Source organism: Mesorhizobium sp. M7A.F.Ca.CA.002.05.1.1 (genome assembly GCF_003998335.1).
In the GTDB taxonomy this organism is placed as follows: domain Bacteria; phylum Pseudomonadota; class Alphaproteobacteria; order Rhizobiales; family Rhizobiaceae; genus Mesorhizobium.
The window spans coordinates 1-12,853 of record NZ_RZQI01000061.1 but is presented as its reverse complement, the minus strand read 5'-3'; the positions used below and the strand labels follow the sequence as shown (position 1 = coordinate 12,853).

Sequence of the window (12,853 nt, the reverse complement as noted above, 5' to 3'; positions counted from 1 at the left end):
GGCTGGCGTCGCCGGCTTGCGCAGCAAGAGAACCAGCGGAATGGCGGCAAGCGACAGGATCATCATCAGCTTGAAGTCGTTCATATAGCTTATGATCGTCGCCTGCAGCGTCACCACGCCGTCGAGCGCGGCGCGGCCCGCGGCGCTGTAGGGATCCATCGCCTGGAAGATGGCCGGATTGCTGAAAGCCTGGTTGTAGGGCGTCACATAGGTGGCGATGTTGGCGTGGTTGATCTGCACGTTCTCCGTCAACAGCGCGGTGACGACGGATATGCCGACGCTGGAGCCGATGTTCCGCGACAGATTGTAAAGGCCTGTGCCTTCCGCGCGCCGCTCCGGCGCCAGCGTGGCGAAGGTGATGGTGGTCAGCGGCACGAACAGGAAACCCAGGCCAGCGCCCTGGATGAAGCCGGTGCTGATGATCGTCCATTGCGACACATCAGGGGTCCAGCCGGTCATGTCGTACATCGCCCAGGCGGTGACCAGCAGGCCGGTCAACAGCAGCCAGCGCGTGTCCACCTTGCCGATCAGCCTGCCGACCAGGAACATGCAAGCCATGGTGCCGAGACCGCGCGGCCCCATGACGATGCCGGCCGTCACCACCGGATAGCCCATCAGCGTCTGCAGATAGGGCGTCATCAGGGCCAGCGAGGCCAGATAGGTGATGCCGATGATGAAGATGAAGATCATGCCGACGGCGAAATTCCTGTCGAGGAACAGCCGCGGGTTCACGAAGGTGTTTTTGGCGGTGAAAGTGTGGACGAGGAAGATGTAGAAGGCCGACGCGCAGATCAGCGCCTCGACGATGATCTCGGACGACGAGAACCAGTTGAGCTGCTCGCCGCGATCGAGGAACATCTGCAGCGATGCGATGGTGACGCTGAGCATGCCGAAGCCCAGCCAGTCCAGCCTGGCCTTAAGGTCCGTCTTGGTTTCCTGGACGAACATCGAGACGCCGGCGAAGGCCAGGGCCCCGATCGGGACGTTGATGTAGAACACCCAGCGCCAGCTGACATTCTCGGTCAGCCAGCCGCCGATGACCGGCCCGAGCACCGGCCCGACCATCACCGAAACGCCGAACAGCGCCATCGCCGAGCCGCGCTCCTCGACGCTGTAGATGTCGAGCAGGATGCTCTGCGCCAGCGGCACCAGGGCTGCGCCGAACAGGCCTTGCAGCAGGCGGAAGCCGACGATCTGCGGCAGCGACTGCGCGAAGCCGCACAGCACCGACGCGACGACGAAGCCGGTGATGGAGATCAAAAGGATGCGCTTGCGGCCGAAACGATTGGCAAGATAGCCCGAAGGCGGCGTCATGACGGCCGCCGCGACGATGTAGGACGTCAGCACCCAGTTAATCTGGTCGGCGCTCGCCGAAACGCTACCCTGGATATAGGGCAGCGCCACATTGGCGATGGTCGTGTCCAGTGCCTGCATGATCACGGCCAGGATCACGCAGGCGGTGATGGCGCCGCGATTGGCGACCACGCCACCTGTCGCGGACGCGCCGGTCATGACTTTTGTCCGAACCGGCCGAGGAGGTCCGTCACGAAGTCCGGCAGGCCGCGCGCGTGGCCGGTATCGATGCCGACCACGACGCTCATCCCGCCACGCAACGGCGGCTTGCCTTGGAGATCGTCCAACGTCACGCGCATCGGAATGCGTTGCACGACCTTGACCCAGTTGCCGGTGGTGTTCTGCGCCGGAAGCAAGGAGAAGCTCGACGATGACGCCGGGCTGATCGAGGCGACCGTGCCGTGCCAGACGGCACCCGGGTAGCTGTCGACGCTGATCGTCGCCGTCTGTCCCGGCCGCACATAAGTCAGTTCGGTTTCCTTCGGCTCCGCCGCGATCCACAGATCGGTCGCCGAAATCAGGCTGAAGGCCGGCTGCGAAGCCGGCAGGTACTTGCCGACCTGAAGCGCGTCGACATTGGTGACTATGCCGTCGAACGGCGCCTTGACGATGGAATCGGCAAGATTGCGCTGGGCGTCGTCCACCGCCGACTGCGCCTGGAGGTAGAACGGATTCTTCTCCACCGGCTGGCTGGCGTCGCCGCCAAGCTGGGCAAGCGTCGCCTGTGCCTGCGCCTGGGCAACGGACACTTTCTGGCGGGCGGCGACGAGGTCGTGCTGGGCGCTGTCGAAGGTCGCCTTGGAGGAGGTGGAGGTCTTGAGCAGATCCTGCTGGCGCTGGAAAGCGGCCTCGTAATAGGGGATGTCGGCCTGCGCCTGCTCGATCAGCGCCTGCGACTGCTGGTAGCTCGCCTGCAAGGTCAGCACCTGGTTGCGCACAGTGCCGAGCTGCGCCTGGGCGGCGGCAAGAGCGGTTTCGAAAGAGGCCGGCCGCAGCCGGAAAAGCACCTGGTCCTTCTTCACCGCCTCGTTCTCGTGCACGTCGATCTCGGACACAGTGCCGGAGACATCGGTGGAAACGCCGAGCGACTGCGCCTGGATGTAGGCGTTGTCGGTCGTCATGACCTGGCCGCCGATGACGTAGTAATAGCCGCCGACGACCAGCGCGACCGGAAGCAGGGCAAACAGGATCGGCCGTGCCCGGCCGCGCTTGGGCTTGACCGGCGCCGGAGGCGCCACCGCAACCGTGGCCTGCCGTGGCTCCTTGGACGGCGCCTCGAGCGCCGCCGGCTCCAGGGCGACCGGTGCTTCGAGCTCGTCATTGCCGATGAGGGTGCCGGCTCGCCTTTGTTCGCGTTCGCTGTCCAGTCGGATGATCTGGTCGCGCGCCCGGCCGGCGGAGGATCCGTCTTCTTCGGCAGGCTTCTTTGGTGAGGTTGATTCAGCCATGTGTTTTCTCCCGGTCGGCGGCAGGCTGGGTGCAAGCCGCGAGCAGATTGGATTTGATGAGGGATAGGGTTTGCAGCAGATGCAGCTGGGCATCCGCGGAAAGACCGACAAAGGCCTCGTCCCGCGTCTTCTGCCCATTGGTGCGCATGGTTTCGATGAGCGGATAAGCTTGCGGCTTCAGGTAGAGCAGCCATGCCCGGCGGTCAGCGGGATTGGGCCGGCGCTCGATGAAGCCGCGTGCCTCCATCTTATCGAGCAGCCGGGCGAGCGTGATCGGCGTGATCTCGATAAGATCGGCCAGTTTGTTCTGGTGGATGCCCTCATGCAGGCAGAGATAGGCGAGCACCTGCCACTGGGCGCGGGTCAGCCCCGATGCCCGCGACCTCTGCTCGAACCGCTTTCGAAGCAGGCGCGCGACATCGTGCAGCACGAAGCTGATGTTGGGTGACGATGGCATGGAAGGTACTGAGGTTCTAAGGCGCAACTTTTAGTGAGCATGCTTATTATCATCATGCACATAATCCCGCTGGACGCGGTGCGCAAGACGGACTAAGCCCGCCTGGAAAAAATGACGCATGTGCTGCGACACCATAAAAAGGCTCAGGTAGCAGGCTGTTGCCGGGCAAGGATGGGACGATGAATTGGCTGAAGATCGTGACCGTGGCGGCCATCGCGGGATGGCCTGGCATTGCGCTCGCAAAGGACGCCGTCAGCTGCGGCGGCGCCGCCATGCTGGGTGGCGCGCAATTGAACTGCAGCCACGTCGAACCCCAGGCGCCGCCTCAGTTTTGCACCTATAGCTGGGCTCTCCACATGCCGGCCGGAGACCAGAAAATCGTCGAAGGCAGCTTCATGCTGCCGCCCGGCGCGGCGAACGTCACCGTCTATCAGGGCAGCGGTTTCGACAGCGCAATGTCCGATCCGATCGTGATCTGCCGCGGCGGCAAATGAGCAAGGCCGTCAAGGAAAGCTCGCTCGTCGCCCGATTGGTGCTATAGGGCGGATCACGCTATTTTGAACGGGCGCATCGAGTTTCGGATGTGCCTGGCTGCCATTTCTCTGACGGATTTCGACATGGACGGACCCAACCCAGACATCAAGCACCCGATCCCGATGCATACCCGCGTCGGCTTCCTCAAGGGACTGGTGAATGCGCCGAACATCGAGATCGGCGACTTCACCTATTATGACGACCCCGACGGGCCGGATAAATTCGCCGAGAAATGCGTGCTGCACCACTATCCCTTCATCGGCGACAAGCTGATCATCGGTCGGTTCTGCGCCATCGCCGAGGGCGCGCGCTTCATCATGAACGGCGCCAACCATGCTATGTCCGGCTTTTCGACCTATCCGTTCAATATCTTTGGCCATGGCTGGGAAAAGGGTTTTGACCCGGCGACGTGGTCGAAGGAAGTGCGCGGCGACACCATTGTCGGCAGCGACGTCTGGATCGGCATGGAGGCGGTGATCTTGCCCGGGGTGGAAATCGGCCACGGCGCCATCATCGCCGCGAAATCGGTGGTGACGCACGACGTGCCGCCCTATGCGATCGTCGCCGGCAATGCGGCCAAGGTGGTGAAGATGCGTTTCGACGACCGGACAATCAGGCGGCTGCTGGCGGTGGCGTGGTGGGACTGGCCGGTGGACAAGGTCAGTCGCAACCTCGATGCTATCCGGGGCGCCGATATTTCTCTTCTGGAGGCAGCAGCTTGAACGCTCTGAACAGCAGCATAATCGGCACCGAACTGTTTACGCGGGGGTGGATCTTCATCCGCGGCGTGCCGGCCATGAAATTCCTGCCGCCGGAAGGGCCGCCGGAAATCGCCTTTGCCGGCCGCTCGAATGTCGGCAAGTCGTCGCTGATCAACGCGCTGGTCAACCAGAAGGGGCTGGCGCGCACCTCCAACACGCCGGGGCGCACGCAGGAGCTCAACTATTTCGTGCCGGACGGATTTTCGGGTGAGGGCGCCGACCTGCCGCCCTTGGCGCTGGTCGACATGCCCGGCTATGGCTATGCCACCGCGCCGAAGGAGAAGGTCGACGAGTGGACCAAGCTGGTCTTCGACTATCTCAAGGGCCGCGTCACGCTGAAGCGCGTCTATGTGCTGATCGACGCCCGCCACGGCATCAAGGCCAAGGACGACGAAGTGCTGTCGCTGCTCGACAAGGCGGCGGTGTCCTACCAGATCGTGCTGACCAAGACCGACAAGATCAAGACTGCCGGCGTGCCGAGGCTGATCGAGGAGACGCTGGCAAAGATCAAGAAGCGGCCGGCGGCGTTCCCGTTCGTACTGGCCACCTCTTCTGAAAAGGCCGAGGGCCTCCAGGAATTGCAGGCGGCCATCGTGCTTGCCGCCAATGGCGGCTAAGCATCCACAGCTTAGAGCATGGCCTACGGCTTGGCCTCGATAGCAATCGTCTGGTGGCCTTCTTCCGCCACAAGCCTTTCGGTGCCGTATGCCTTGAGGAACATGCTGACGCCTGACCTGACGATGCGGTCGATCTCGTCCTGGGTCGGGGCTTTGGTGCGGTAGGCGAAGATGCACTGGCGGAACAGACCGGCCAGGCACAGTTCGGTGAACTGATAGGCGGCAAGATCGACATCGTCGATGCGCAGCAGGTCGCGCTCGATGGCAGCATTGAGAAAGGCCGCGACCTTGTCGTGGCCACGCTTGGGACCGCGCTCGTAAAACCGCGCGCCCATGTCGGGTATCCGGTCGGATGCACCGATCACCGTGCGCTGCGCCTGGATCACCTTGGCCGACGTGATCTTGAGGGCCAGCACCTTGCCGAACTTCACCAGCGTCTCGCGCAGGTTGTCGGCATTGTCCAGCACGTCATACATGTTCTTGAAGATGGTGCCGCGCTCTTCCTCGATCAGCGCTTCGAACAGCTCTTCTTTGTTGGCGAAATAGACGTAGATCGTACCCTTGGAGACACCGGCCTCGCGGGTGATGTCGTTCATCGAGGCGGCTTCGAAGCCCTTGTCGATGAAGACACGACGGGCGCCGTCGATGATCTGGCTGCGCTTGACCGGATCCTGCCCCGCGGCCGGGCGGCCACGACGCAAGCTTTCCAACAGGTCGTCGCACGACTCGTTTTCGACATTGGGCGGGGTCTCGGCCATGAAAGTCACACCTCGAAAATAATTCGAACCAAGCGGTTCGATTGCCCTTGATATGGTCCTGTTTACGCGCTATGTCAACGGCCGGATCGAACCGAACGGTTCAGTATTATATTATAACTTTAGAGAGATGTCATGTCCTCGAACGCGCCGACCACTGCCGAAGTCCGTCCCTTTCCCAACGCCAAGGTTGCGCCGGCGACGGAAGCTCCGGAAGTGCCTGTCCAGCCGGTCTCGTCGCCACCGGCAGAGGCTCCGGCCAAGAAGAAGCGTTCGGTGCGTTCCTTCCTGCTGCCGGTCATCGGCGTCGCCTTGCTGGGCGCCGGCGCCTGGTATGGTTACGATTACTGGACCACGGGCCGCTTCATGATCTCGACGGACGATGCCTATGTCCAGGCGGACATGGCGTTCATCTCGCCCAAGATTTCCGGCTATGTCGATCAGGTCAAGGTCAGCGAGAACCAGCAGGTCAAGGCCGGCGATCCGCTGCTCGTCGTCGATGACGGCGATTACAAGATTGCCGTCGCCCAGGCCGAGGCGCAGATCGCCACCTTGAGCAAGACGCTCGACCGTATCGACGCCCAGACTGAAGCAGCGCGCGCCTCGCTGCAGCAGGCGCAGGCGCAGAAGGTCGCCGATCAGGCCGCGGCCGACAATGCGGCCAAGGTCGCGGCGCGCGCCTCGCAGCTGCTCAAGACCCATGTCGGCACGCAGGCGCAGCTGGACGACGCCCAGACGGCGGTCCAGCAGGCCGATGCCGCCCTTGTCGGCGCCGACGCGACGATCGCCGCCGCGCAGGCCAATATCGGCGTGCTGCAGGCGCAACGCGCGGAATCGGCGAGCACGCTGGCGTCCCTGCAGCTCAGCCATGACAAGGCGCTGCGCGATCTTTCCTTCACCGTGCTCAAGGCGCCTTATGACGGCATCGTCGGCAACCGCTCGGTCGAACAGGGCGACCTTGTCAGCCCCGGCCAGAAGCTCGCCGTCATCGTGCCGATGGACAAGCTCTACATCGTCGCCAACTTCAAGGAGACGCAGCTTGCCCGGCTGGTGCCCGGAGAGAAGGTGAAGATCTCGGTCGATGCGACCGACGGCCAGGACTTCGAGGGAACCGTCTCGTCGCTGGCGCCGGCTTCGGGTGCCGTGTTCTCGCTGCTGCCGCCCGAAAACGCCACCGGCAACTTCACCAAGGTCGTGCAGCGCGTTCCGGTCCGCATCGATGTGCCCGCAGATGTCCTGAAGAGCGGCAAACTGCGCGCCGGCCTGAGCGTCATCGTCGACGTCGACAGCCGCACCGCCCCATCCGGGTCGGGCCCAGTGGCCGCGAACTGAGCGGCGACGGGAGCAATGCCATGGCAACCGCAACCCTGACAGCAGGAGCGCCGCCGGCGAGGCCGGCTGTGCCTGACACCATTTCGACGCGGCGCGTCATCGCCTTCCTGGCGATGGTGTTCGGCATGTTCATGGCCATCCTCGATATCCAGATCGTCTCCGCCTCGCTGTCGGAAATCCAGGCCGGCCTGAGCGCCAGCTCCGACGAAATCCCGTGGGTGCAGACCGCCTATCTGATCGCCGAAGTGGTGATGATCCCGCTGTCGGGCTTCCTCAGCCGGATGCTGTCGACGCGGGTGCTGTTCACGATCTCGGCGGCGGGCTTCACCGCGGCCAGTGCGCTGGCGGCGACTGCCACCAACATCGACCAGATGATTGTCTACCGCGCCGTCCAGGGCTTCATCGGCGGCGGCATGATACCGAGCGTCTTCGCCGCTGCCTTCACCATCTTCCCGCCCTCGCGCCGCGCCTTCGTCTCGCCGATGATCGGCCTGGTGGCGACGTTGGCGCCGACCATCGGCCCGACTGTCGGCGGCTATATCAGCCATGCCATGTCCTGGCACTGGCTGTTCCTGGTCAATGTCGTGCCCGGCATCCTGGTGACAGCGGCGGCCTGGACGCTGATCGACTTCGACAAGCCCAACCTCAAGCTGTTCAGCAAGTTCGACTGGTGGGGCCTCGCCGGCATGGCGGCTTTCCTGGGCTGCATGGAATATGTGCTCGAGGAAGGCCCCAACAATGACTGGCTGCAGGACCAGGGCGTCTTCATCTGCGCCATTGTCATGACCATCGGCGCGGTGCTGTTCTTCTGGCGGGTGTTCACCGCCGAGGAGCCGATCGTCGACCTGAAGGCCTTCACCAACATCAACTTCGCCTTCGGCTCGCTGTTTTCCTTCGTCATCGGCATCGGCCTTTACGGCCTGACCTATCTCTACCCGGTGTATCTCGGGCGCATCCGTGGCTACGATTCGATGATGATCGGCGAGGCGCTGTTCGTCAGCGGCCTGGCCATGTTCTTCACCGCGCCGATCTCGGGCATCCTGTCGAACAAGATGGACCCGCGGCTGATGATGATGATCGGCTTCTTCGGCTTCGCCACCGGCACCTGGTGGATGACGCATCTGACCGCCGACTGGGATTTCAACGAGCTGCTCATCCCGCAGATCCTGCGCGGCTGTTCGATGATGCTGTGCATGGTGCCGATCAACAACATCGCGCTCGGCACCTTGCCGCCCGAGCGGCTGAAGAATGCGTCCGGCCTGTTCAATCTCACCCGCAACCTTGGCGGTGCGGTTGGCCTCGCGCTGATCAACACCGTGCTGATCGACCGCAATGCCTTCCACTACGCAAGGCTCTCCGAGCATGTGCAATGGGGCAGTGAAGCCGCGCAGACCAAGCTGCAGAACATGACGCTCAATTTCGAGCAAACCCCCGGCCTGGATGCGACAAGTGCTGCCATCTCCAAGCTGTCGGGCATGGTCCAGCAGCAGGCGGCGCTGCTGTCATTCATGGATGTGTTCTTCATGCTGACGGTGCTGTTTGCGACGCTTGGCCTGTTCACCATGTTGATCCGCAAGCCGGCCGCGGCGGCGGGTGGAGGTGGTGGCGGCGGCCACTGATACCGGAGCAATTCCAGGAAAAGTGTAAGGCGGTTTTCCGTCAGGAATTGCGACAAGACAGAGATACGTGGGCAGCTGTTTCGGGAAGCTCCTCCAGTCCACGCCCGAAAAAGCTCTGACCGCGCAAAAAACTCCGGGCCGCAAGCCCGGAGTTTTTCATATCCAGTTGGAATTTGTCAGGCTGTGGCGGGCTTGAAGGTCAGCGCGACGCCGTTGATGCAGTGGCGCAGGCCGGTCGGCGCCGGACCGTCGTCGAAGACGTGGCCGAGATGGCCGCCGCAGCGGCGGCAATGCGCCTCGGTGCGCGTCATGCCGAGCGAGCGGTCCACGGTCGTGCCGATAGCCTTGGGGATCTCTTGCCAGAAGCTCGGCCAGCCGGTGCCGGAATCGAATTTCGTCTCCGACGAATAGACCGGCAGGTCGCAGCCGGCACAGGCGAAGATGCCCTTACGGTGTTCGTTGAGCAGCGGGCTGGTGCCGGGATACTCCGTGCCTTCCTTGCGCAGCACGTCGAAGGCGGCCGGCGACAGGATGGCTTTCCACTCGGCGTCGGTCTTGGTGACTTCGAATTTTTCGGCGGCCTGTGCTGCCTGCGGATCGCCCATGCGCAGCATCGTTGCTGCGGCCCCGACGACGCCGATGGCGGCGGCACCGCTCAAAAGAAAGTCGCGACGGTTCATGACCGGTTCCTCCTGATGTCCTTTTGCCAAACTATACCGCCGCGCGGAAATCAAAAGCCGGTGACGGTAGCCCCCTCGAACGAACACTCCGCGCCCTCCCACATCCGAATATGGGCGGCGCGGAGTGCGCGGGTCAATTGCGGATCACGGTAGCGGGATCGTGCAATCGACGGAGGGCCCTTGCTGCCAGTTCGCCGGCAGCAATCCCCTTGTTACATCTTCGGCAAAAGAACCTTGTCGATGACGTGGATGACGCCATTGGACTGTTCGACATCGGCGATCGTCACATTGGCGACATTGCCGCTCTCGTCGGTGACGGTGACCTTGCCGCCGTCGGCCTTGAGCGACAGCTCGCAGCCGCCGACCGTCTTGACCTTGTGGGCGCCGCCGTCAGCCTTGGCCATCGCGGCGACATCCGCCCCCATCGCCTTGGCGCCGATGACATGGCAGGTCAGGATCTTGGTGAGCTTGTCCTTGTTTTCAGGTTTGAGCAGCGTCTCGACCGTCCCGGCCGGAAGGGCCGCGAAGGCCTCGTTGGTCGGAGCGAACACGGTGAACGGACCGGCGCCCTGCAGTGTCTCGACAAGGCCGGCGGCCTTCACGGCGGCGACCAGCGTGGTGTGGTCCTTCGAGTTCACGGCGTTCTCGACGATGTTTTTGTTAGCATACATCGCGGCGCCGCCAACCATCGGGTTTTCGGCATAGGCAGCGGTGGCAAGGGCCGAAACGGCGATCGTACCGGCGAGCAAAAGGGTGGCGTATCTACGCATGATGTCAAACTCCTCGGGTTTTTCTCTTCCCATTTTTGGGGACGCGAGGAGATACGGAACAGAAGTGCGGGAGTTTCAGAAATATTCTTATTTTTTATTTTATCCGGGATGCCGAAGAGATTTTGCCACGCAACCGCTTGCCGGCTACCATGCTGTCTACGGGCGTGGAAGGTGGGAGATACACTTCAGGTACTCTATTTTGAGTCTGGCGACGCCAAGAGCCGGTCAGATGCTCTTCAGGTCGCCGGCGGCGACCACCGGTCCGGTCGGCTGTCCGGTCGGCGAACCGCCTGACGGCTCGAGGCTGACGGCAAGCACCGCGCCCTGGGCAAGCTTCTGCTGGGCCGCCGGCGAGACGACGATATGTGCCGTAGCACCGGTCGGAATGACGCCCATCGAGACCGGCGGGTTCTTGCCCTCGATCATCCACAGCTCGAAGTCCTTGCCGGAAGCACGCTCACCGGAGACATGCGACAGGCCGACTTCGTGATGCGCGGCGTCGTAGACGGCAAGATATCTGACGTCGCTGCCTTCGGCGGCCAGCGAAGCGACGAGGCGCGCCTGCGGCTCCTCGACCGGCGGGTTGAGGACTGGCACGGCAATGTAAATCGCCAGTGCCGCAACCGCAGCCGCGGCAAGGCCGCGCCAGAAAGCGAGGCTGGACCACAGGCCGCCGCGCGATTCGGCGGGCGTGGTCACGGCGGCAGCGTTCGCGAACAGCCGGCGGTCGACCGCGGTCTTCACCGAAACCGGCGGCTCGATTTCCGGGTAGGCGGCGGCCAGCGGTGAGAGACGGACCTCCCATCCCTCGACAAGACGAGCAAAAACCGTATCCGCATCGATGCGGCGGGCGACGATCTGGCGTTCGTCGGCATCGAGCACGCCGAGAACGTATTCGGCGGCGAGCAGGTCGTCGCCTCCACGTTCCGGTCCTGTGTCTTCTGCCAGCGTCATCTTTCCAGACATTCTCTGAGTTTCAACAGGCTGCGGCGCAGCCATGTACGCATCGTGTTCAGCGGCACGCCATGGCGCTCCGCCAGTTCGGCATAGCTCTCGCCCTTGAGATAGGCGCCCCGGACGGCGGCTGCCCGGTCCTTCTCCAACTCATCGAGACAATGGTGGATACGTTCGGATTCGTCTCCCGCCACCGCCATCGCTTCAGGCCCCGGCGCCGGATCGGCCACGTCGAGCGCGGCATCGATGTCGGCGGCAGGCCTGCGCCGCGCTCGTATGCGATCGATCGCATGATTACGCGCAATTGCCACCAGCCAGGAGATCGGGCTTAGATCGGAGACGGCAAAACGATCCGCCTTCGTCCATATCTTGACGAAGACTTCCTGTAGCGCTTCTTCCGCATCTCCCCGGTCGTTCAATACACGAAGACAGACGCCAAAAAGTTTCGCGCTGGTCTGCCGGTAAAGCAGATCGAACGCGGCCCGATCCTTCATCGAAGTCCGGACGATCAGCTTGGTGATGTCCTGCGGCGTCATCCGCGGCAAGTTAGGCGATTGCAATGTATTTGCAACGGCGGAAATAACCTTGTGCACGCCTAAGCTTTTGTGTGTCGCCAGCCGGGTCCGTCGACCGATTGCCAATGGAATCGCCACTGGCTAGCTTGCCCTCAGTGATGGGGGGAGCGCGCATGTCGGTCGAACGGATCCTTTGGGAAGAAGATGCCGCGGGCCTCGCCGATCTGGTCCGCAAGGGCGAGGTTTCGGCCGTCGAGCTGACCGACGCCGCGATTGCCCGCGCCGAGGCCACCCGTCCCGACATCAATGCCACGGCCGAACCGCTCTACGATGCCGCGCGGGCCCGCGCCAAGACCGTCGACCCTTCGCTGCCGCTGGCCGGTGTTCCCTTCGCCATCAAGGATCTCGGCATCGCCATCAGGGGCGTGCCGACGCATGGCGGCAGCCGCATTCCGGCATGGCTGGCCGATGTCAATTCGGTGCTGACCGACCGCTACATCGCTGCCGGACTTATCCCGATCGTCACCTCGACATCGCCGGAGCACGGGCTTCGATTGATGACCGAATCCAGGGCCTTCGGCATCACCCGCAATCCGTGGAACACCGGTCACACCAGCGGCGGCTCGTCGGGTGGTGCGGCTGCACTGGTCGCAGCCGGCGTAGTGCCGGTGGCACATGCCTCCGATGGCGGCGGCTCGATCCGCGTGCCTGCCGCCTGCACCGGGCTTGTCGGCCTGAAGACGTCGCGCGGCCGCACACCGCTGACGCCGCTGGTGAGCGAAAGCTGGTACGGCATGGTCGTCGACCATGCGCTCACCCGTTCGGTGCGTGATTGCGCGCTGCTGCTCGACCTCACCCATGGGTCCGATCCTCTGTCGCCCTATGCCGCGCCGCCGCCGAAAGGCACGTTCGCGGCCGCCGCGGCGCGCGACCCCGGCAAGCTCAGCCTGGCCGTGTACCGCAAATCCCCGCTTGGCCTGCCGATCTCGGACGAGACGCTCAAGGCGCTCGACAAGGCGGTGGCGCTTGCCCGCGAGGGCGGCCACACGGTCGAGGAG

At 63.5% G+C, this 12,853-nt stretch carries 14 protein-coding genes; 6 read left to right on the top strand and 8 right to left on the bottom strand.

Annotation, left to right across the window (positions count from 1 at the left end; translation table 11 throughout):
* The 3 genes from EN939_RS05525 to EN939_RS05515 form a co-directional block, all read right to left on the bottom strand.
* On the bottom strand, positions 1–1,512 hold a 1,512-nt coding region (locus EN939_RS05525), incomplete at its 3' end, for a DHA2 family efflux MFS transporter permease subunit (protein WP_127267226.1).
* On the bottom strand, positions 1,509–2,801 hold the full coding sequence (locus tag EN939_RS05520; RefSeq protein WP_127267225.1) for an HlyD family secretion protein: 1,293 nt from the start codon (positions 2,799–2,801) through the stop codon (positions 1,509–1,511). The genes EN939_RS05525 and EN939_RS05520, both read right to left, overlap by 4 nt.
* Entirely contained in the window at positions 2,794–3,258 is a 465-nt protein-coding gene (locus EN939_RS05515) for a MarR family winged helix-turn-helix transcriptional regulator (protein ID WP_127267224.1), read from the bottom strand. The genes EN939_RS05520 and EN939_RS05515 overlap by 8 nt, the downstream gene beginning before the upstream one ends.
* 158 nt (positions 3,259–3,416) lie before the next feature.
* Here EN939_RS05515 and EN939_RS05510 point away from each other — a divergent pair, with 158 nt between their 5' ends.
* The 3 genes from EN939_RS05510 to yihA all read left to right on the top strand — a co-directional run bounded on the left by EN939_RS05510 (position 3,417) and on the right by yihA (position 5,170).
* Positions 3,417–3,752 carry a hypothetical protein gene (locus EN939_RS05510; protein WP_245456764.1) on the top strand — a complete coding sequence of 112 codons (336 nt, stop codon included), beginning with the start codon at positions 3,417–3,419 and terminating at the stop codon, positions 3,750–3,752.
* 123 nt (positions 3,753–3,875) lie between these two features.
* Positions 3,876–4,514, top strand: a complete 639-nt coding sequence (locus EN939_RS05505; protein WP_164748689.1) for a CatB-related O-acetyltransferase — start codon at positions 3,876–3,878, stop codon at positions 4,512–4,514.
* Complete coding sequence (yihA, locus tag EN939_RS05500) at positions 4,511–5,170, top strand: ribosome biogenesis GTP-binding protein YihA/YsxC (protein ID WP_024502094.1); 660 nt, start codon at positions 4,511–4,513, stop codon at positions 5,168–5,170. Before EN939_RS05505 ends, yihA begins: the two co-directional genes overlap by 4 nt.
* Positions 5,171–5,193: 23 nt before the next feature.
* On the opposite strand, the gene EN939_RS05495 is transcribed toward yihA, so the two are convergent.
* Positions 5,194–5,928 (bottom strand): TetR/AcrR family transcriptional regulator, encoded by a 735-nt coding sequence (locus EN939_RS05495; protein ID WP_027040117.1) that lies wholly within the window; start codon positions 5,926–5,928, stop codon positions 5,194–5,196.
* A 132-nt stretch (positions 5,929–6,060) separates the two neighbouring features.
* Here EN939_RS05495 and EN939_RS05490 point away from each other — a divergent pair, with 132 nt between their 5' ends.
* Together EN939_RS05490 and EN939_RS05485 are read left to right on the top strand one after the other, a co-directional pair.
* On the top strand, positions 6,061–7,257 hold the full coding sequence (locus EN939_RS05490) for an HlyD family secretion protein (protein ID WP_127267222.1): 1,197 nt from the start codon (positions 6,061–6,063) through the stop codon (positions 7,255–7,257).
* 20 nt (positions 7,258–7,277) lie between these two features.
* Complete coding sequence (locus EN939_RS05485; protein WP_127267221.1) at positions 7,278–8,876, top strand: DHA2 family efflux MFS transporter permease subunit; 1,599 nt, start codon at positions 7,278–7,280, stop codon at positions 8,874–8,876.
* Between the two features lie 176 nt (positions 8,877–9,052).
* On the opposite strand, the gene msrB is transcribed toward EN939_RS05485, so the two are convergent.
* From msrB to EN939_RS05465, 4 genes are all read right to left on the bottom strand, one after another.
* The gene (msrB, locus tag EN939_RS05480; protein WP_127267220.1) at positions 9,053–9,556 is read right to left on the bottom strand and encodes a peptide-methionine (R)-S-oxide reductase MsrB; all 504 of its coding nucleotides are present in this window, start codon (positions 9,554–9,556) and stop codon (positions 9,053–9,055) included.
* A 212-nt stretch (positions 9,557–9,768) separates the two neighbouring features.
* On the bottom strand, positions 9,769–10,326 hold the full coding sequence (locus tag EN939_RS05475) for a fasciclin domain-containing protein (RefSeq protein WP_127267219.1): 558 nt from the start codon (positions 10,324–10,326) through the stop codon (positions 9,769–9,771).
* Positions 10,327–10,551: 225 nt separating this feature from the next.
* On the bottom strand, positions 10,552–11,280 hold the full coding sequence (locus tag EN939_RS05470; protein WP_127267218.1) for an anti-sigma factor: 729 nt from the start codon (positions 11,278–11,280) through the stop codon (positions 10,552–10,554).
* Positions 11,277–11,816 (bottom strand): sigma-70 family RNA polymerase sigma factor, encoded by a 540-nt coding sequence (locus EN939_RS05465; protein ID WP_127267227.1) that lies wholly within the window; start codon positions 11,814–11,816, stop codon positions 11,277–11,279. Before EN939_RS05465 ends, EN939_RS05470 begins: the two co-directional genes overlap by 4 nt.
* A gap of 152 nt (positions 11,817–11,968) precedes the next feature.
* On the opposite strand from EN939_RS05465, the gene EN939_RS05460 reads away from it, so the two are divergent.
* On the top strand, positions 11,969–12,853 hold an 885-nt coding region (locus tag EN939_RS05460; RefSeq protein WP_164750888.1), incomplete at its 3' end, for an amidase.